The 19,203-nt window shown below is 32.5% G+C and carries 22 protein-coding genes; 8 read left to right on the forward strand and 14 right to left on the reverse strand.

Annotation, left to right across the window (positions count from 1 at the left end):
* Position 1 precedes the first annotated feature (1 nt).
* The 5 genes from trxA to AWE51_RS17825 form a co-directional block, all read right to left on the reverse strand.
* Positions 2–301: a thioredoxin gene (gene trxA, locus AWE51_RS17805; RefSeq protein ID WP_066316138.1), complete on the reverse strand. Its 300-nt coding sequence runs from the start codon at positions 299–301 to the stop codon at positions 2–4.
* Between the two features lie 215 nt (positions 302–516).
* Positions 517–1,407 carry an RsiV family protein gene (locus AWE51_RS17810; RefSeq protein WP_082832499.1) on the reverse strand — a complete coding sequence of 297 codons (891 nt, stop codon included), beginning with the start codon at positions 1,405–1,407 and terminating at the stop codon, positions 517–519.
* A gap of 40 nt (positions 1,408–1,447) precedes the next feature.
* Positions 1,448–1,945: a ClbS/DfsB family four-helix bundle protein gene (locus AWE51_RS17815; RefSeq protein ID WP_066316384.1), complete on the reverse strand. Its 498-nt coding sequence runs from the start codon at positions 1,943–1,945 to the stop codon at positions 1,448–1,450.
* A 244-nt stretch (positions 1,946–2,189) separates the two neighbouring features.
* The gene (locus AWE51_RS17820; RefSeq protein WP_066316149.1) at positions 2,190–2,474 is read right to left on the reverse strand and encodes a hypothetical protein; all 285 of its coding nucleotides are present in this window, start codon (positions 2,472–2,474) and stop codon (positions 2,190–2,192) included.
* Between the two features lie 63 nt (positions 2,475–2,537).
* The gene (locus AWE51_RS17825) at positions 2,538–2,942 is read right to left on the reverse strand and encodes a hypothetical protein (RefSeq protein WP_066316151.1); all 405 of its coding nucleotides are present in this window, start codon (positions 2,940–2,942) and stop codon (positions 2,538–2,540) included.
* A 284-nt stretch (positions 2,943–3,226) separates the two neighbouring features.
* On the opposite strand from AWE51_RS17825, the gene AWE51_RS17830 reads away from it, so the two are divergent.
* Both AWE51_RS17830 and hemN read left to right on the forward strand, forming a co-directional pair.
* Entirely contained in the window at positions 3,227–4,066 is an 840-nt protein-coding gene (locus AWE51_RS17830) for a universal stress protein (protein WP_317041838.1), read from the forward strand.
* Between the two features lie 31 nt (positions 4,067–4,097).
* A complete protein-coding gene (gene hemN, locus AWE51_RS17835; RefSeq protein WP_066316154.1) occupies positions 4,098–5,462 on the forward strand; it encodes an oxygen-independent coproporphyrinogen III oxidase in 1,365 nt (454 codons plus the stop codon).
* 8 nt (positions 5,463–5,470) lie between these two features.
* On the opposite strand, the gene AWE51_RS17840 is transcribed toward hemN, so the two are convergent.
* The 7 genes from AWE51_RS17840 to ccoS are packed head-to-tail and all read right to left on the reverse strand — an operon-like array spanning position 5,471 to position 11,622.
* A complete protein-coding gene (locus AWE51_RS17840; RefSeq protein WP_066316156.1) occupies positions 5,471–6,172 on the reverse strand; it encodes a sulfite exporter TauE/SafE family protein in 702 nt (233 codons plus the stop codon).
* 2 nt (positions 6,173–6,174) lie between these two features.
* Positions 6,175–6,621: a FixH family protein gene (locus tag AWE51_RS17845; RefSeq protein WP_066316159.1), complete on the reverse strand. Its 447-nt coding sequence runs from the start codon at positions 6,619–6,621 to the stop codon at positions 6,175–6,177.
* 10 nt (positions 6,622–6,631) lie between these two features.
* Positions 6,632–8,053, reverse strand: coding sequence for a cytochrome c oxidase accessory protein CcoG (ccoG, locus tag AWE51_RS17850; protein ID WP_066316161.1), 1,422 nt, complete (start codon positions 8,051–8,053; stop codon positions 6,632–6,634).
* Between the two features lie 30 nt (positions 8,054–8,083).
* A complete protein-coding gene (locus tag AWE51_RS17855) occupies positions 8,084–9,037 on the reverse strand; it encodes a cbb3-type cytochrome c oxidase N-terminal domain-containing protein (RefSeq protein WP_066316166.1) in 954 nt (317 codons plus the stop codon).
* Entirely contained in the window at positions 9,034–9,219 is a 186-nt protein-coding gene (locus AWE51_RS17860; protein WP_066316167.1) for a cytochrome C oxidase subunit IV, read from the reverse strand. The genes AWE51_RS17855 and AWE51_RS17860 overlap by 4 nt, the downstream gene beginning before the upstream one ends.
* 5 nt (positions 9,220–9,224) lie before the next feature.
* On the reverse strand, positions 9,225–11,426 hold the full coding sequence (gene ccoN / locus AWE51_RS17865) for a cytochrome-c oxidase, cbb3-type subunit I (RefSeq protein ID WP_066316168.1): 2,202 nt from the start codon (positions 11,424–11,426) through the stop codon (positions 9,225–9,227).
* A 1-nt stretch (position 11,427) separates the two neighbouring features.
* Positions 11,428–11,622 carry a cbb3-type cytochrome oxidase assembly protein CcoS gene (ccoS, locus tag AWE51_RS17870; RefSeq protein WP_066316171.1) on the reverse strand — a complete coding sequence of 65 codons (195 nt, stop codon included), beginning with the start codon at positions 11,620–11,622 and terminating at the stop codon, positions 11,428–11,430.
* 128 nt (positions 11,623–11,750) lie between these two features.
* Between ccoS and AWE51_RS17875 the strand changes: the two genes are divergently transcribed.
* Complete coding sequence (locus tag AWE51_RS17875; protein ID WP_066316174.1) at positions 11,751–11,960, forward strand: YgaP family membrane protein; 210 nt, start codon at positions 11,751–11,753, stop codon at positions 11,958–11,960.
* Here AWE51_RS17875 and pdxH read toward each other — a convergent pair.
* Entirely contained in the window at positions 11,957–12,562 is a 606-nt protein-coding gene (pdxH, locus tag AWE51_RS17880) for a pyridoxamine 5'-phosphate oxidase (protein ID WP_066316176.1), read from the reverse strand. The genes AWE51_RS17875 and pdxH overlap by 4 nt on opposite strands.
* On the reverse strand, positions 12,562–14,949 hold the full coding sequence (locus tag AWE51_RS17885) for a heavy metal translocating P-type ATPase (RefSeq protein WP_066316178.1): 2,388 nt from the start codon (positions 14,947–14,949) through the stop codon (positions 12,562–12,564). Before AWE51_RS17885 ends, pdxH begins: the two co-directional genes overlap by 1 nt.
* Before the next feature lie 140 nt (positions 14,950–15,089).
* Between AWE51_RS17885 and AWE51_RS17890 the strand changes: the two genes are divergently transcribed.
* The 5 genes from AWE51_RS17890 (at position 15,090) to AWE51_RS17910 (ending at position 19,180) form a co-directional block, all read left to right on the forward strand.
* The gene (locus AWE51_RS17890) at positions 15,090–15,935 is read left to right on the forward strand and encodes a universal stress protein (protein ID WP_066316181.1); all 846 of its coding nucleotides are present in this window, start codon (positions 15,090–15,092) and stop codon (positions 15,933–15,935) included.
* Positions 15,936–15,963: 28 nt separating this feature from the next.
* A complete protein-coding gene (locus AWE51_RS17895) occupies positions 15,964–16,815 on the forward strand; it encodes a universal stress protein (protein ID WP_066316184.1) in 852 nt (283 codons plus the stop codon).
* Positions 16,816–16,838: 23 nt separating this feature from the next.
* A complete protein-coding gene (locus AWE51_RS17900; RefSeq protein WP_066316192.1) occupies positions 16,839–17,687 on the forward strand; it encodes a universal stress protein in 849 nt (282 codons plus the stop codon).
* A gap of 65 nt (positions 17,688–17,752) precedes the next feature.
* Positions 17,753–18,229 carry a universal stress protein gene (locus AWE51_RS17905; protein ID WP_066316193.1) on the forward strand — a complete coding sequence of 159 codons (477 nt, stop codon included), beginning with the start codon at positions 17,753–17,755 and terminating at the stop codon, positions 18,227–18,229.
* Between the two features lie 102 nt (positions 18,230–18,331).
* Positions 18,332–19,180: a universal stress protein gene (locus AWE51_RS17910; protein ID WP_066316195.1), complete on the forward strand. Its 849-nt coding sequence runs from the start codon at positions 18,332–18,334 to the stop codon at positions 19,178–19,180.
* The last annotated feature ends 23 nt before the right edge of the window (positions 19,181–19,203 follow it).

A 19,203-nucleotide genomic window follows, 5' to 3' on the forward strand; every position in this document is an offset into this window, starting at 1 on the left:
CTTATTGGTGTGTTTTGATGATCCCGATAAGGTCATTTTTTTGTAATACTCCCGATTGGCGCCAAACTTGTTTACCTTCTTTAAACAGTATCATAGTAGGTACCCCTCTAACTTGGTATTTTGAAGCCAAAGGCTGGTTTTTATCTACATCAATCTTAACCACTTTAATAGTTTCTCCTAGTTCATCTTTTACCTCTTTAAGTATAGGCGCTAGCATTTTACAAGGGCCACACCAATCTGCAAAAAAATCAACTAATACAGGTGTTTTTGAATCGATGATATTATTAAAACTACTTTTCATAAAGCTATAGATATCTAAAATTTAAAAAACAAATTTACAACGAAGTATGCTAAATAACCTCAGTTCGATTTATATTCTATAGATCATCCATCTATATCTGGCTGGTCGAGCGCAGTCGAGATCCTTGGATTTGATTAAAAATAACCTCTCAACTGTGCTCGAGATGACAGAGAAAAAGAACATTTTATCCCAGTAAATTCAAAGGATAAATGGTATTACCCCATCTTAGGTGGCGCATTGTATTTTTTTATAAGATGCATTATTGCAGTGATCGGGATTTCTATAGAATAGGTACCTGTGTATGAGGGGCAAATAACACAATCATCAAAATAGTATTCTAAAACATCATCATTCATGACAAAATTGTTTTTATAGGCGTTAAAATCACCTTTAGACAATTCCCAACAATCATAATACAATTCTCCTGATGCAATGCTCTCTTTTATAATGTTATTTATAATTACAAAAACAGCATCTTCAGAACCTTTGGTAAAGAAGTCATTAAAATAAACAAAGTCATATTTTTCGAGATCAAAATTGATACAATCAAATAAATACGTAGAATATCGCATCCCCGAATAATAGTTCTCCTTGTATAGTACCACACTAATAAAGTTGCTTTTTACAGTATAGATCTTATAATCAATACTTCTTTTATCTCTAAAACGATTTATTTTTAGGGTATCACAAAGCAACTCTTTGTCTTCAAGGATTTGATTTTCTGTTTTTTCGATATTTAGGTAATTTTCTGTGATGAAGTTATTAAAAACAGCATAAGATGGATCAATTTCTTCATTTAGATATGGGTATTGATAATCTAAAATATAAAGGTCTTCTTTTTTTAAAAAGCGTTTAGAAATCACTAATTCTTGCAACTTAGCTCTATCGTCTTTGGCTTTGATCAATTTATCTCTTTTTAGAGCTTTTGTTTTTTCATGGTCCAGTGCTATAGCTTCTCCAGAAAGCGGTAGCACAGAATCTTTGATCTTTTGATCAGTATTGTGTTTAATTTCGACATCCTTAGATGTTGAGGTTTTCTGAAGCGAAGTTTCATGCTTACAAGCCATAAAACTTAGGATAATAAGGCAAATGATTAGATTTTTCATACGGTTGATTTTTGTTTTTAAGATGAAATAGCTCTAGGTATTATTTCATACATTTCTTTATGAATTTATATGCCCAATCATAGTGACTTGACGTAGCAGAAATAAGATAGGAGGCTAGTGAGGTAGTGCCTGTCCATTTAAATCTTCGTTTTTCAAAAAGTTCTTCTTCGGTATGGTCGTTAATTATTTTTTGTAGCTGATCAAACGATGTTTTTAATAATTTTTTTACTTCGGTTAACTCAACATCTTGATATTTTTTCCAAATTACTTTGTTAAGATCCGGAGTGGTTTTCCAGGTATATCCTTTTGCCGGCATATCTGGCTTGTTTCCTGTCATTCCTATTGTATACCAATCTAACATCATGATATGCCAATGATGAAGATGCGCTAGAATATCCCTAATATTTCTATTAAGATAACGTTTGGGGAACTCACGGTTTACTTGTTCTTTAGGCAAAGAATTAACAAAATCAAGTAGCTTAGTATAGTTCTTATGACTTAGATCTAGTAATGCTGCTTTGGTTTTTGGTCTAGGCATAGCTTCATCAGTTTTATATAATAAACTCATTTTGGGTAATGCTTTTACCTACAAAATTTACATTTTGCACGCTAGCTTTGCTACAAAAGCCAAACTTTTCGGTTGAAAATCACTATTCAAGATGAGTTCAATAAATGTAATCGAGATTATCGTATAAAAATATGATATTGATCACCTTATAGGCGAAACAAAAAAAGGCGAGCTTAACATAAAACTCGCCTTTTGTAAATAGCATTAATATTGATTAAAAAAGCCCGTTTCCGATAAGTAGCATTGTATTAACTACAATACTTATAATTAAAAGATCTAAAACTAGTTTAGGTTTTTGAACCGTTAGTATAGCCGCATTATGAGCACTACAAACAACAACGCTTAAAAAGACCATAAACATCTGTAAAGGATCATTTCCGTTTAATAATGTTGTCATAATTGCTATTGAACCTAAACAAGTTGATGCGATGATAGCCAAAGCAGAATACCCAATATAATTTTGAGAAAAATCGGCATTTATTTTTGCATATAGTGTCATAATAGTACGTTTTTAAGTTGAAGTAAAATTAATTACGCAACCCCTATTAAAATATGATATAAATCAGTTTTCAAAAATCAATTTTAATCTACCCAGCATCATTAGCTCTGATTTGTTCTTACCAGAAAAAGCACCAGCAATAGCATTTGCTGTTTCCCATATTAATGTTTTTATCTCGGTATTAAAACGAGATTTGTGTTCTTCGTAAAAAGTTTGAAATTCTTTAAAGCAAGTATCTGCATTTGGAGTTTCATAATCCATCCAATCAAAAACAATTTCGATTTGAAAAGCTGCATCCACACCAAACTCATCTGTAATATCATCAACAGCTAACCACTTTGATTTTACAATTTGTTTTAAAGACTCGTATTCTGATTTACGAACAATTTTATCTGAAGCTGCAATCGCATAAAAGAGTTTACCAAGATTTTGATAAAAAGTAACCGCAATATTATCTGTAGTGTTCATAGTAGTACTATTTGTTTAACCTGCTTTATATAATAGATTTTCTAATACATAAAGCGGGTTTAGTTAATAGGATAAACTTAAGGAGTTATCACAAGGTTTTTTATGATATAAATCAGTTCTCATTGCTATTTTCTTATCATGTTTTTAGTGATACAGTAGGTATTTGTATTTGACTTATTTTTTTGAATAACTTCTGCTTAGCATAGTATAATTATCGATAAACTGATTTTTGTCATTCTTTTGATCATAGCATCCCAATACATTTGTTGTTTTAGAAAGTAATTATGATGAAGAACATCCTGATTCCCACAGATTTTTCTGACAATTCATGGAATGCCATTGTGTATGCATTATCGTTTTTTAGAAAAGTGAAGTGCAATTTTTTTCTTTTGCATGTATCACCTTACGAAGAAATGATGGGAGGAACTACTTTTTATGATACCACAAATTCGGTTGTTGAAAACACGACGCATAGTCACAAAGAACAAATGCGATTGTTACAGAAAAAAATCGAAAAATTGCCATTAAATACAAAGCATCAGTTTTTTTGGATAAACGAATACATCTTCTTTATTGATGCTATCAGAAAACAAATAGAGCATAAACATATTGATTTTATTGTGATGGGGACCAAAGGTGCCTCTGGTCTCAAAGAAAAAACTATAGGAAGTAATACAGGTGATGTTATTACAAAAGTAAAATGCCCTGTTTTGGTAGTTCCCGAAAAAGCAACTTATACAAGACCTAGAGAAATAGCTTTTCCTACAGACTATAATATATCATATAAGAATAGGGTACTGCATACTATTGCAGAAATTTTGGACGTACATAATACATGTTTGAGAATTTTGCATGTCACTAAGAAAAATCAAAAGTTAAGTGGGTTACAAGAAAAGAATAAAGATTTTTTGGATGATGCATTAGAAGATATAGAGCATAGTTTTCATTTTTTATCAAACCCTAATATTGAAGAAGCAGTACAATGTTTTGTAGAAAGTAGAGATATTACAATGATTACAATGATTGCAAAGAACCTTAATTTTTTTCAACGCATTTTATTTCATCCTACCGTAGAAAAAATAAGCTATCATACCACTATTCCCTTTTTGGTATTACATGAATAAATAGTAGTAATTCTAATCGAAAATAATAATAATGAGCACAAATTTGATTAATAAGTATAACATTCCAGGACCAAGATATACAAGTTATCCAACGGTTCCGTATTGGGATATTGATACATTTTCATTGTCCAAATGGAAGAAATCTGTAAAACGATCTTTTTCTGAAAGTAATACTACCGAGGGGATAAGCCTGTATATTCACTTACCCTTTTGTGAACGTATGTGCACATTTTGTGGTTGTAATAAAAGAATTACAAAACGACATGACGTAGAGTTACCGTATATACATGCGTTACTTAAAGAATGGAGTTTATACCTTAATTTATTAGAAACCAAACCAAAAATAAAAGAATTACATCTAGGTGGTGGCACACCTACTTTTTTTTCTCCAAAGAATTTAGAGTATTTAATTAGTTCTTTATTTAAAGGAGTAGACCGTGCTAAAGATTGTGAGTTTAGTTTTGAAGGTCATCCTAATAATACGACCAAAGAACATTTACAGGCCTTGTTTGATGTAGGTTTTAGAAGAGTAAGTTTTGGTGTACAAGATTATGACGAGAATGTTCAAAAAGCAATTCATCGTATACAACCTTTTGAAAATGTAAAATATGTCACCGAGATGGCTCGAGAGATTGGGTATACCTCTGTGGGGCATGATATTATTTTTGGTTTACCTTTTCAGACTCAAGAAGCCGTGATTAATACGATTTTAAAAACCAAAGCGCTATTACCAGATAGACTAGCATTTTATAGTTATGCGCATGTGCCTTGGCAAAAAGGAAATGGGCAACGCGGGTTTAAAGATGTTGACCTGCCTTCTGCAGAGCAAAAAAGAATGCAATACGAAATGGGTAAAAAACTACTAAAAAAAGTAGGCTATGTAGAAATCGGAATGGATCATTTTGGTTTGCAAAATGACTCGCTATACAAAGCAATGGAAGATCAAAAGTTACATCGTAATTTTATGGGATATACAGCATCAAAAACACAAATGATGATTGGGTTAGGCGTCTCTGCTATTAGTGATAGCTGGTATGGTTTTGCTCAAAATGTAAAGAATATAGAAGAATATCAGCACTTGGTAAATGAAAATATCATTCCGGTGTATCGCGGACATATATTAAACAAAGAAGATGAGATTATTAGACAACACATTCTTAACCTAATGTGTCATTTTGAAACCAACTGGAAAGAGGATGACTTATACTTTAAAGAATTGCCAGAAGTGTTGCAAAATCTAAAAGAGCTTGAAATTGATGGGCTATTAGAAATATCTAGAAATACAGTAAAAGTTACCGAAAAAGGTCGTCCGTTTGTGCGTAATATATGTATGGCTTTTGACTTAAGATTACAACGCAGTATTCCTGAAACTACATTATTTTCGATGACTATTTAATCTGTGATTTAGTGACACTCAAAATTAGTAGAAACTATTTCTGTAACAGGCTTGGGAGAAATATAAGGAATCCCAAGCCCTAATCCTCGTATTATAAACAATAACCCGATAAGTACTACAAATACCGGAATGGCTTTCTGGATATGTTGTCGTACTTTTTTGGTTAAAAAGTTACTTAAGTAGACCGCTGTAGTCATTAAAGGAATAGTTCCTAATCCAAAAAGGATCATATATAGACTGCTTTCAAAAATATCACCAGATGCAATGGCGCCAAATACAGCCATGTATACGAGACCGCAAGGTAAAAAACCGTTTAAAAAACCAATGGTTAAAAAAGTATCCGAAGTTTTCTTTTTAAGTGCAGCTCCGAGATTGTTTTTTATTTTGGACACCAGCTTATAGATAGGTTTAGAAAAATTGTATTGATTAAAATGGTGATGCGGTACTACGATAATTAAAATCATTAATACGCCAACAATAATAGATAATGTCTGTTGCATCCCGAAAAGATGTAAACTCTTACCTAGAGCCCCAAAAAACAATCCAATAATGGCGTAAGCCAACAATCTACCAAGGTGATATAAAAATATCTGAAATAGCTTCTGGGTGTTATTCTTCCTGTTTACGGGTAACATAAATGCAATAGGTCCACACATGCCAATACAGTGAAAACTTCCTAATAAACCTAATATGACAGCTGATAGTAACATGTTTAATACATAAATGATTTTTTAAATAAATATGGAGTGTGGTCGAACTCCCAATCAATAGTAATATTCCATCTGCCTTCTATCAGGTTTTTATCTGGTATAAGCATTTGAGCATTTGAGAGTGAAATAGGAACTTCAAAATCTAATTTTTTATTTGATGGCCTATAAAAAGATAGTGTGCCAGAGATATCCTCAGAATTTGTGTGCTTTGGAAATAAAATCAATAGACCGCTATCAGTTTTTTTAATTTGAATAGTACCTTCCAAAGTTTTTGCGTTTTTTTCGGCATTGATTTCCTTTTGAAAAGCTAACTCTTCCTTATAATACTCTTCTGTAACAAGATCATGAGTAAACTTTTGCTCGGTATTCATTCGAACTACGAAGTATAGTATAAAAGAAATAAATCCTATAAAAACTAATACGATTGCTGTTCCCCAGTTTATTTTCATGATAGTTGTTTTATTTATAACTTCTTGGGCCTAGAAATGCCGTTGTCGTTGTTTCTATTAATTCAGTTTTACTGTATACGCCAATTTTTATTCTGTCCTTATCTCCACTTAGCGCGGCACTGTTGATTTCTATAAACAAAGTTCCTTCAGCTAACCCTTGTTCTGGGACGTTAAAATTTTTATGCGTTACGAGTTCTATTTTTCCATTATGTGATAGCAATTCAAAATGAACATCCTCTATTTCTGAAGTGGTTTTATTGACCAATTTATAGGTATAGACGTTACTAATAATATGATCTGCCTTTCGCTCATATAATTGTCCTGGTAATCTTAGAATTGTTGCTTCTACATCATTGCGCAAGAACGACATCCCTAATAAAACACCTGTAAGGATGACCAGTACGGCACTATATCCTTTTAATCTTGGACCAAATTTGAATTTTGCTTTTTTGGCAATGTTATCTTCACTGGCATATCGTATTAATCCTTTAGGCAGGTGTACACTTTCCATCATATGATCACAAGCATCAATACAAGCAGTACAGTTGATGCATTCTAGTTGTGTTCCATTTCTAATATCTATTCCCGTGGGACATACATGAACGCATTGAAAACAATCAATACAGTCACCTTTTCCTGTAGTAGGGCGGTCTTCATTTTTTCTGAATTTAGCTCTCCCAGTTTCTTTTTCTCCTCGCTTATAGTCATAAGCGACAACAATAGATTTAGAATCCAATAATACTCCTTGTAATCTTCCGTAAGGGCAGGCGATTATGCAAACCTGTTCTCTAAACCAGGCAAATACAAAATAAAATACAGCTGTAAAAATAAGAAGAGAGATAAGTGTACTTATATGTTTAGAGGGGCCATCGATAATGTATTTTAATAATTGATCACTACCTATTAAGTAGGCCAAAAAAACATTGGCAATTAGAAAAGAAATAACAAAAAATATGAACCATTTAAGAGTACGTTTTTTGATTTTTTCTGCATCCCATTTTTGTTTGTCTAGACGTATTTGTTTGCCGCGATCTCCCTCGATCCAGTATTCGATTCTTCGAAAAACCAGTTCCATAAAGATCGTTTGTGGGCATACCCATCCGCAGAATAGTCTACCAAATGCCACTGTAAATAAAGTCACAAAAATGACTCCTATAATCATCGAGATTACAAATAAGTGAAAATCTTGTGGCCAAAATGGGGCTCCGAAAATATTAAAACGACGTTCTAGAACATTAAAAAGAAGAAATTGGTTTCCATTAATTTTAATAAAAGGAGCAGAAAACAAGAATAGTAATAAACCATAACTTACCCATTTACGGTAGTCATAATAAACGCCCTTAGGTTTTTTGGGATACACCCAGGCACGTTTACCCTCTTCGTTAATCGTGCCTATAGAATCTCTGAAATTTTCATTATTTGGTGTTTCCAATGGGATACTGGTTTTAAATGTTTTCTAGAGTTATTTACTTACTACAGCAGTTGAATCTGAGATAGTTTCAGGAATTTCATCCTGCGGGATTTCTTCTTTTGAAGCTTCAGGATCAACCCATAACTCTCCTTGTGCTTCTTTAGGATCTAAAGGTGTTGAACCTTGTAGCGTAAGTATGTAGCTCGCAACTTGAGCCATTTCTGCGGGTTTCAGAGTTTGTTTCCAGGCTACCATCCCTTTTCCATCACGACCACCTTCAGAAACTGTTCTAAAAATGTTCTTAATACCGCCTCCTAATATCCAATATTGATCGGTAAGATTGGGACCAATACCTCCTCCGCCGTCGGCTTTGTGACATGCAGCACAATTTGCAGAAAAAATAGATTTCCCAGCACTAATATCAGAAGCTTCTGTAAGTACGGTAACGGTATTGATATCAACAAGATCTTTGGCCGTTTTCTTATACTCTTCGATAGCCAATTTAGCTTCAGCAACTTCTGTTTCGTATTCTTCTGCTTGTGTATAATCGTTAAATGCATGAAACCTTATAAGGTATATTACACCAAATATAATTGTAGCATAAAAACTGTATACCCACCATGGTGGTAAATTATTGTCTAGTTCCTGAATGCCATCATAATTATGATCAAGAATGATTTCTCCTTCTTCTTCTACAGGTTTACTATCTAATAGTCTTAAATATGTAGCTTTAAACCATCTAAATTGATTTTCTTTCTTCTTTTTTTGTGCTAGAAGATATCGCTCTTGTTCTTCTGGTTTTAGTGATTGAAATAAGACATTGTTTAGTGCTGCTACACATATTTCTATAGCCACAGCAAATAACAAAACAAGTCCTAATGCTATCCAGGTTAAGGGTTGTGTTAAAAATGCAGATTGCTCTGGAGATTCAACAGTTAATTCTATCAATATATATGCGATGCCTAAAAAGGCAAGCACTCTCAAATATGATGATGTACTTCTCATAATTGTGTTTCGTTTTCAGTTTCTAATGGAATTTGACTTACTTCTTTGATATGTTCTTTTTTGGCGGTAAATACCCACCAGAATAACAATGCGAAAAAGACGAAAAATATAAGTAGCGAAATGATAGGATAGATAGCTATACCTTCAATACTTTCCATATGACCTTTTACAAATTTTAGCATAATATCTATTCTTTGGTTTGTACTAAATCTTCTTTGGTTTTTACTTTAATATCGGTTCCTAATCTTTGGATGTAAGCAATTAGAGCTACGACTTCTCGATTTCTCATTTCAACAAAATCTAACCCGTTGTCTTTGGCGTATTTTTTATCTGCTTCATAGGTTTTGGCAAAGTCAGGATCGCTATACAAGTTCTTCTCAATAGTTGTAGCCTGCTCGTCCATCCATTGTTGTGCCCTTGTAATTTCTTCAGGAGTGTATGGCACACCAAGAGTGACCATTGCTTTCATTTTTGTTTCAGTATTGGATCTGTCCAGTTTATTTTTGATCAGCCATTTATAACTTGGCATAATGGATCCGGATGAGGTCGTTTGGGGATCATAAAAATGGTTTAGATGCCAATTGTCAGAGTATTTCCCACCAATTCTCATGAGATCAGGACCTGTACGTTTACTACCCCAAAGAAATGGGTGATCATAAACATATTCTCCTGCTTTAGAATACTCCCCGTATCGTTCGACCTCACTTCGAAATGGTCTTATCATTTGTGAATGACATGAAACGCAACTTTCTCGTATATAAATATCCCTTCCTTCTAATTCGAGTGGAGTGTATGGTTTTACACTTGTAATCGTAGGGATGTTAGATTTTACCATTAATGTAGGTACTATTTGTACAATACCACCGATAAGAATAGCAATGGTAGCAAAGATGGTTAGCTTAACAGGTCTTCTTTCTAACCAGGTATGGTACCCTTCTTTAGCAGTTCTTTTTTTAGTAACTTTTTGCAGCGCAGCAGCTTCTGCAAGCTCGTCGGTTACTGCACTACCACTTCGTATAGTTTTAACAATGTTATATAGCATTACAAAGGTTCCGAGAATATATAAACTACCACCAATAGCTCTCATCCAATACATAGGGATGATCTCGTTAACAGTCTCTAAGAAATTACCATAAGTTAAGGTACCGTCGGGGTTAAATTGTTTCCACATAGATGCTTGCACAAATCCCGCTACGTACATTGGTAACGCATACATGATAATCCCTAAAGTTCCTATCCAGAAATGTGCATTTGCTAATCCTGTAGACCATAATTTTGTTTTGGTAAGTTTTGGAACTAACCAATAGACCATACCAAAGGTTAAAAACCCGTTCCATGCTAAAGCACCGACATGAACGTGTGCTATAATCCAATCACTAAAGTGAGCAATAGCATTTACATTTTTAAGAGATAACATTGGCCCTTCAAAAGTAGCCATACCATATCCAGTGATCGCCACAACCATAAACTTTAAAACGGGATCGGTACGCACTTTATCCCAAGCCCCACGTAAGGTTAATAAACCATTAATCATACCTCCCCAAGAAGGAGCGATCAACATCACCGAAAATGCAACACCTAAATTTTGCGCCCAGTCTGGTAAAGAAGAATATAATAGGTGGTGTGGCCCTGCCCAGATATATATAAATATTAGAGACCAGAAATGAACAATAGATAATCTATATGAGTAAATGGGTCTATTAGCCGCCTTTGGAATAAAATAGTACATTAACCCCAAGAACGGAGTCGTAAGAAAGAAAGCTACGGCGTTGTGACCATACCACCATTGAACCAGAGCATCTTGAACACCAGCGTATACAGAATAACTTTTAAAAGCACTAACGGGTAACTCAAGGCTATTAAAAATATGAAGTACGGCAACCGTGACAAAGGTGGCTAGATAAAACCAGATCGCTACATACATATGGCGTTGTCTCCTTTTTAATATAGTGCCAATAAGATTCCAACCAAAAACTACCCATATAATAGCTATTGCAATATCAAAAGGCCATTCTAGTTCTGCATATTCTTTGGATGTAGTATATCCCAGTGGTAAAGTAATAGCAGCTCCTACTATAATTAATTGCCAAACCCAGAAGTTAATATTACTTAATGTATCATTAAACATTCGTGTTTTTAATAAACGCTGAGTAGAGTAATATACTCCTGCAAAAATGGCGTTTCCAACAAATGCAAAAATTACTGCGTTGGTATGAAGTGGCCTTAGTCTTCCAAAGCTTAACCATGAGATACCATCGGTAAGATTTGGAAAAAGAAACATAAAGGCTAACAATAATCCTACAGACATTCCTACGATGCCCCAAAGCATAGTAGCATATAAGAATTTTTTTACGATTTTGTTATCGTAGTAGAACTTTTCTATTTCCATATTAAGATTGTTTAGTTTTAGTAGTTTTTGAAGGTTTTGCGTTTTGGTCTTTAACAATTTCATCATCAAAGAGCATTCTAACAGAAGGAGTATATACATCATCGTATTGCCCATTTTTAACAGCTATAATAAAACTGATAAAAAAGACGATCGCTACGATTATACTAATCGTTAGAAGTATATAAATCACACCCATGTTTTACGTTTATGCCTCAAAAGTATGTGTGAAGCTTTTCTTAAAAAATGACATTTGTCAGGTTTTTCTGAGGATTTCTTTAGCAACTTTGTGAAAACTGATTTTTAACGCTCTAAAGATTTTTTGTTATGAAGAAAAATATAGGAAAGATAGATGCGGTTCTTAGAATTTTAATAGGCATTGTGTTAGCCTATTTATTCTATGAAAATTACGTTTCGAATACCTTAGGAATCTTTTTATTGACCATATCAGGAATAGTAATACTTACGGGTTTTGCAAGATGGTGCCCTTTGTATAAGGTGCTAAATATTACTACTTACAAGACTAATGAACATTAGTGATTATGATCGTATTTTCTATGTTTAGACCAGCTATAATCTGCATTAAGTGTGTATAATGTGATATCACTATATTCTTTGGCAGTAGTATATTCTTTAAATTCAAGATAGTTAGGTTTGATTATATATCCACCCCAATATTCTGGTCTTGGAATATCCTGATTTGTAAACAAATTTTGGTAATATCTAAAACGAGTATCCAGTATTTCTCGGGATAAAATTATATCACTTTGATACGATGCCCATGTAGCTATTTTACTTCCTTGGGGTCTAGAGTCAAAATACCCATCTGATAAATTGGAAGCAATTTTATGTGCTTTACCCAAAATAAGTACATTACGTTTTGCATTAGACCAGTTAAAATGAAGAGAAACATTATGGTTTGCGGCTATAGCTTTTCCTTTTTCACTATTATAATTTGTAAAGAATACAAAACCTTCCCATGTAAATCGTTTTAATAAAACAACCCTACTTTTTGGATAACCATCTAATCCTATTGTAGATAATAGCATGATATTAGTTTCGTCTTCGGGATAAGCTTTATCTACTTCGTGAAACCATTTTTGAAAATGCGCTATTGGATTATGATCATTCAATGTCATTATGTCGACTTAGATATTTTTTTACATGAAATATTTGTGAGTAGTGTAACATATAATACTACAGAAATAGAACTTAACGGCATTAATATAGCTGCAATTATTGGAGATAATTGCCCTGTAACAGCAAAAAATAGTCCGATTATGTTATAGATAAAAGATAACACAAAACTTGACTTTATAATTCGAATTCCATTTTTTGAGACGGTTAAATACGTAGAGATTTGATCAAATTTAGAGGCATCTAAAATGGCATCGCAAGCGGGCGAAAATACATTTACATTTTCAGAAATGGCAATACCCACATTACTTTGTTTAAGAGCTCCTGCATCGTTAAGTCCATCACCAACCATAACAACTTTTTGGTTTTTTTGCTGCAGGGATTTTATGTAGTTAAGTTTGTTATTAGGTTTTTGGTTAAAAAGCAAGGTAGTTTCTTCTGGAAGAAACTTTGTGAGATACTCTTTTTCACCATCATTATCACCTGATAAAATTGTTAATTCATAATCTTTGGATAAAGCTTCAAATATAGACTGTACACCATTTCTATATTGATTATGAAAACTATAATGCCCTTTATACGTATTGTTTGCACTAATATGTACACTCGTATTCAATTTTTCTGTAATTGTAGTACCCCCAACAAAATCCGACGATCCTATTTTTATATGGTCTTGATCCAATGTTCCTGAAATACCTTTTCCTAAATACTCTTGATAATCATCTAAGGTCATGATATCATATTGATCAAGTATGGCATATAGTTTTCGGCTTAAAGGATGGTTAGAGGCTCTTAAGGTATTTTTAAGCAAAGATTCTTCTTCAGGAGTCAGTGGCATACCGTGATATTGAATAGCTCCTGATGTAGCGGTAGTTATGGTACCGGTCTTATCAAAAATAATACTATCGATTTGTGCTAATTGCTCAATAACGTCCGTGTTTTTGAGATAGAATTTATGTTTTCCAAAAATGCGTAGGATATTACCTAAAGCAAAAGGTCTTGCCAACGCCAATGCACAAGGACAAGCAATAATTAATACAGCTGTAAATACATGTATTGCTTTTGTAGCATCAACAATAATCCAAAATGTAGTTGCCAATATTGCAATAGATAAAATGACTATTGTAAAATATTTACTTATGGTATCTGTAAGATTTGTAAAGGAAACTGATGCCTTACTTGTAAAGATATCGTTACTCCATAATTGCGTTAGATAACTTTGTTCTACAGATTTTATCGCTTCAATCTCTATTGCTGCGTTCATTTGCTTTCCTCCGGCAAAAAGTTTATCACCAGATTGCTTAACCACAGGTTCTCTTTCGCCTGTTACAAAACTATAATCGATTTGTGCATCACCCTTTATTAAAATGCAATCTACAGGTATGAGTTCTCTATTTCGGATTAATAACCGATCACCTTTCTTAATATCATATACCTGAATACTCTTTTCTTTTTTGTTGTCTTTACTTATTCTAGTGACGGCAATTGGAAAATAGGATTTATAATCTCTTTCGAAGGATAAAAATGAATACGTTCTTTGTTGAAAAAATTTACCTAACAATAAAAAGAAAACAAGTCCGGTAAGACTGTCAAAAAAACCAGTACCCCAATCAAAAATAATTTCGATAGTACTTCGCATAAAAAGAGCTAGAATACCTAATGCAATTGGAATATCGATATTTAGTATTCTGGAGCGTAAACCTTTGTAAGCCGAAATAAAATATTCTTGAGCTGCATAAAATACGACAGGAATTGAGAAGGCAAACATCAACCAACGAAAAGTATGTTTGTAACGCTCTAACCAAAATTCAGAAACTTCAAAATACTCAGGAAACGATAGAAACATTACGTTTCCAAAGGCAAATCCTGCAATACCTAATTTATAAATCAAACTACGATTTATTTGTTGTGCACCAGTCGAATAATCTTCTAAACTAATATAGGGTTCATAACCGATAGTGCTTAATAAAGAAACAACCTCTTTAAGTGAAATGCTTTTATTATTAAAAGTGATGCGTACTGTTTTTTTTGGAAAGTTAACTTGAGATACAGATATTTCAGGCTGAAGTTTATGCAGGTTTTCTAAAATCCAAATACACGAGCTACAATGTATATGAGGGATGTACAAAGTGATTATTTGAGTATTGTCATCGTCAAACTCAATTAGTTTTTCAGCAATAGCAGGAGTATCGAGATAATCGTATTTTCCCTCAATTTCTTTAGGAATGGCTCCAGGAGCTGATTGTAAATCATAATAACAGGATAAATCATGATTTGAAAAAATATCATATACAGTCTTACACCCATTACAACAGAATGTTTTTTGATCATAGTTAATACTGTTTTTATCGCAATCATTTCCACAATGGAAACATGTGGATTCTACCATAATCGTCTCATTAATTTTTGCAAAGTTGTTAAAACACTTTTGGATATAATATGATTAATATCATACTTTCTTGACTGATAAAAATCATAGTTTCTGCATTTGTGTTTATCTAGTTTTATGATATTCTAAAACAGATAAGAATGAGAAAAATAGTTATTCCTACAGATTTTTCAGAAAATGCTATGAATGCTTTACAGTATGCTGTAGCGCTGTTTAAATATGAGCGTTGCGACTTTTTTATACTACATGCGTATGCAGATGAGGTATATGATCATAATAGATTAGTTTCTCCAGATGTTTTTGAAGAAGTAAAGGAAAGCGTTGGTCAAAATTCTGATAAAGAACTTGCTAAGGTTCTTACAAGGTTACATCAAATCTCACCTAATCCCAAGCATAACTACCAGACGATGTCGGTTTTTGGGACTTTAATAGATGAGGTTAATAGTATTGTAGAGCATGAAAATATAGATATCCTAATCATGGGAACCAGAGGAAAAACAAATGATCGAAATTTGACCTTTGGCAGTAACACATTACAAGTGCTTAAATATGTAAAATGCCCAGTATTAGGAATACCTGATAGTTGTATATATACGCAACCAAAAAATGTGCTATTACCTACAGATTATCAACTGCCTTTTAAGAGAAGAGAACTAAAGTTATTGAATACATTCACCAAGAGCTTTAGGTCTAAAATTCACTTTTTATATGTTTCGAATTTTGATAAACTCTCTTTACGCCAAGAAGAGAACAAAGCTTTTCTTTTGGCTTCACTTTCAGAAATTGAACATGATGCCTATAGAATACTAGCAAAAGATATTACAACTGCTATCAATCAATTTGTAAAAGAAAATCGAATTGATTTTTTAGTAATGATAAATTCGAGAAGATCATATCTAGAAAGTCTGCTATACCAATCAACAATAGATAAAATAGGATTACATATTAAAATCCCTTTTTTGGTGCTTCAAAATATAGAACGATAAAAAATAATCATGAAATAAATCTAATAAGATGAAACGTATTTTATTACCCACAGATTTTTCAGAAAATGCATTTAATGCCATTCGATATGCGATGCAATTGTTTAGAGATGATGATACTACTTTTTATCTGTTAAACACATTTACTCCCGTTTCGTATAATGTGGGATACTTGGTTGAAACCCCAGTACCCTATGATTTTGAGAATATTGCCTTGATGAATTCTAAAAAACAAATAGAAGAAACTGAAAAAAGAATTAAAAAGGAATTCAAAAACCCTAGACATAATTTCATTCAATTATCAGCTCTTAATACTTTGGTCGGAGAAATTAAAGAAGTAGTAGATAAATACATGATCGACTGCATCATAATGGGAACAAAAGGGGCAACAGGAGCAAAAGAAATATTTATAGGAACACATACAATGTACACTATAAAAAATGCTAAATGTCCTGTTATAGCGGTTCCTGATGGCTTTGAATACGAAAAACCTAAAGATGTTTTATTTGCTACAGATTATAAAGTTAAACAGGACAATGCTTTTTTACCTTTTTTAAAAGAAATCTGTGATCGACACCTATGTAGAATGAATATATTAAATGCATATTACGGAGTTGCATTAGAAGAACATCAACAAGAAACCAAACAGTTTTTAGATGAGTACTTTAAAAGCAATGCGCATGTATTTCATTTGGCAGAAGGTGTTGATGTGTTAGAAGCAATAGAAGACTTTCAGGTAAAGTATAAAATCAATTTACTGGTCATGATTCATAACAAACATTCCTTTTTTGAAAACTTACTTTTTAAACCAGTTATTCACCAAATAGCATATCATACTAATGTGCCATTTTTAGTGATTCCTTCAAAAAAAAGGATGGAATAATCGATGATTAAAACTAAGAGCTCATGAAAAGGATATTAATTCCTACTGATTTTTCTGATAATTCGTGGAATACAGTGTTGTATGCTATGCAATTGTATAAAGGCACTACTTGTACGTTTTACGTATTACATGCTTATGACCTTAGTTCTGTACAATTAGCAACAACAATAAGTTCGCAAAGGATAGGATATTTATATGATTCTGTTAGAGTACAATCTCAAGAAGGACTAAAAACAGTCCTTGAAGATATTAAAAATTCTAGGACGGATGCAGCACATAGTTTTGTTACTATTTCTAAACCAGGTTCTTTGGCACATGCGATTCAAGAAGTAATTACTAAAGATTACTTTGATATGATCGTAATAGGTACAAAAGGTGCTACAGGAGCTAAAGAGATTTTTCTAGGAAGCAATACTCATAATGTTATCAAGAACGTTAATAATTGTCCGATTTTGGTAATTCCTGAAATGTATACTTTTAAAGGGATTTCTGAAATAGGTTTTGCAACAGATTTTAAAAGAATATATCATAGATCAGAAATAGCTCCTATACTACACTTATCAAAATCATATGATGCTACTATAAGAATGATACATATATATGACCAACCAGAATTAGGTAGTATTCAAAGTTATAATTCAAGTTCACTAGAGCATTTTTTTAAGAGTGTGAAATATGATTTTCATGTTATTCCGGATTTCTCTACACTTGAGAATGCGGTTGATTTGTTTATAAGTGATTTAAAAATTGATATACTTGTGATGATCAATTATGAACATAGTTTTATAAAACGATTATTAAGAGAAGAGGTTATAAAGAAAATAACTTTTCATACTACAATTCCCTTTTTGATTATTCCTGCCGATACATGATAATTATCATAGCATTTTAAACGATTTGCTCATAGTTTTATAATTCAATATTTAAAACTAAGACTATGAAAAAGATACTAGTACCTACCGATTTTTCGGATAATGCTTATAATGCATTATACTATGCAACGCGCTTATTTAAAAATGAACCGTGCCTGTTTTATATTTTGAATACTTTAGATACCGACAAAAGTACTTTACTGGGTAAACAAGGTGAACAGTTAGTAAACGAATCAAAAGAAAAATTGATAGAAGTATTTCATTCAATTACGAGAGATACCGAGGATTATAAACATTCTTTTGATATTATTTCTACCTCTCAAAAACTAATAACTACAATAGAAAGTATCGTTGCAGAAAAGCAAATCAATCTAATTGTAATGGGAACCAAAGGAGCTACCGGTGCAAAGGGCTTTTTTATCGGAAGCAATACATCAAACATAATTCAAAAGATTAAATGTTGTCCAGTTCTTGCTGTACCCGAAACTTTTAATTTTGAAAGTACAGAAGCCTTTTTTTCTACAAAAAATATGGTGGTTTAAAACTGTTTAAAACGCTCTAATTAATTTAAATGAGAATCGTCATAAGGTTCTTGATAGCTAGTAATTAGCTTCTTTCCATATAGGATATAAAATAAGTAAATAATGAAACGAATATTAGTACCTACCGATTTTTCAAATAATGCATATAGTGCACTTTTTTATGCTACTCAATTATTTCAAGATGAAGCTTGTCATTTTTTTATTCTAAACACTTTTGATGTTGAAACTCCTGTTTTAACAAGTAGACTAGATAAAACCAAGGGAGAGTTATTATACAAGCGACTTAGTAAAGAATCTAATGAGAAACTAATTGCTGTAAAACATGCAATTGTGAGAGATACAGAGGACTTTAATCATCATTTTGAGACTATATCTGTATCAAAAAAATTAACAGAAACTGTAAATAAAACAATCAAAAATAAAGATATTGATCTTGTGGTTATGGGTACCAAAGGAGCTAGCGGGTTAAAAGAAGTTTTTATAGGAAGTAATACAGTTAAAGTGATTCAAAAAATTAAAGACTGTCCTGTGTTAATGATTCCGGTAAATTTTGATTTTCAAAAACCTACAGATATAGCCTTTGCAACAGGTTTTAAAACAATCGATAATAAAGCACTGCAACCACTATTAGAAATAACCAAATTGTTTGACGCTACAATTAGGGTCATACATATTCATGAAAATGAAAAATTAAACCAAGAGCAAGAAGAAAATTTTAAGATTTTGAAAGGATATCTCAACAATCATAAATATAGCATGCATTGGGTATCCAACTTCACAAAAAAATCCGAAATCATAAATGAATTTATTGATAAAATGAATGTTAATATGTTAGTGATGTTAAAGCACAGACATGGTTTAATAGAAAGTGTTACCCGTGAAGCAGTAGTTAAAAAAATAGGCTTTAAAGCTACGATTCCATTTTTAGTAATTCCTGCGGTAATGAGCTGATAATTATCATAGTTTTCTCTAGC

The sequence above is a fragment of the Aquimarina aggregata genome (genome assembly GCF_001632745.1).
Classification (GTDB): Bacteria; Bacteroidota; Bacteroidia; order Flavobacteriales; family Flavobacteriaceae; genus Aquimarina; species Aquimarina aggregata.

Coding starts and splice junctions, on each gene's coding strand:
- trxA (WP_066316138.1), bottom strand. CDS start 301: ATGAAAAGTAGTTTTAATAATATCATCGATTCAAAAACACCTGTATTA.
- AWE51_RS17810 (WP_082832499.1), bottom strand. CDS start 1,407: ATGAAAAATCTAATCATTTGCCTTATTATCCTAAGTTTTATGGCTTGT.
- AWE51_RS17815 (WP_066316384.1), bottom strand. CDS start 1,945: ATGCCTAGACCAAAAACCAAAGCAGCATTACTAGATCTAAGTCATAAG.
- AWE51_RS17820 (WP_066316149.1), bottom strand. CDS start 2,474: ATGACACTATATGCAAAAATAAATGCCGATTTTTCTCAAAATTATATT.
- AWE51_RS17825 (WP_066316151.1), bottom strand. CDS start 2,942: ATGAACACTACAGATAATATTGCGGTTACTTTTTATCAAAATCTTGGT.
- AWE51_RS17830 (WP_317041838.1), top strand. CDS start 3,227: ATGATGAAGAACATCCTGATTCCCACAGATTTTTCTGACAATTCATGG.
- hemN (WP_066316154.1), top strand. CDS start 4,098: ATGAGCACAAATTTGATTAATAAGTATAACATTCCAGGACCAAGATAT.
- AWE51_RS17840 (WP_066316156.1), bottom strand. CDS start 6,172: ATGTTACTATCAGCTGTCATATTAGGTTTATTAGGAAGTTTTCACTGT.
- AWE51_RS17845 (WP_066316159.1), bottom strand. CDS start 6,621: ATGAAAATAAACTGGGGAACAGCAATCGTATTAGTTTTTATAGGATTT.
- AWE51_RS17855 (WP_066316166.1), bottom strand. CDS start 9,037: ATGAGAAGTACATCATCATATTTGAGAGTGCTTGCCTTTTTAGGCATC.
- AWE51_RS17860 (WP_066316167.1), bottom strand. CDS start 9,219: ATGCTAAAATTTGTAAAAGGTCATATGGAAAGTATTGAAGGTATAGCT.
- ccoN (WP_066316168.1), bottom strand. CDS start 11,426: ATGGAAATAGAAAAGTTCTACTACGATAACAAAATCGTAAAAAAATTC.
- ccoS (WP_066316171.1), bottom strand. CDS start 11,622: ATGGGTGTGATTTATATACTTCTAACGATTAGTATAATCGTAGCGATC.
- AWE51_RS17875 (WP_066316174.1), top strand. CDS start 11,751: ATGAAGAAAAATATAGGAAAGATAGATGCGGTTCTTAGAATTTTAATA.
- pdxH (WP_066316176.1), bottom strand. CDS start 12,562: ATGACATTGAATGATCATAATCCAATAGCGCATTTTCAAAAATGGTTT.
- AWE51_RS17885 (WP_066316178.1), bottom strand. CDS start 14,949: ATGGTAGAATCCACATGTTTCCATTGTGGAAATGATTGCGATAAAAAC.
- AWE51_RS17890 (WP_066316181.1), top strand. CDS start 15,090: ATGAGAAAAATAGTTATTCCTACAGATTTTTCAGAAAATGCTATGAAT.
- AWE51_RS17895 (WP_066316184.1), top strand. CDS start 15,964: ATGAAACGTATTTTATTACCCACAGATTTTTCAGAAAATGCATTTAAT.
- AWE51_RS17900 (WP_066316192.1), top strand. CDS start 16,839: ATGAAAAGGATATTAATTCCTACTGATTTTTCTGATAATTCGTGGAAT.
- AWE51_RS17905 (WP_066316193.1), top strand. CDS start 17,753: ATGAAAAAGATACTAGTACCTACCGATTTTTCGGATAATGCTTATAAT.
- AWE51_RS17910 (WP_066316195.1), top strand. CDS start 18,332: ATGAAACGAATATTAGTACCTACCGATTTTTCAAATAATGCATATAGT.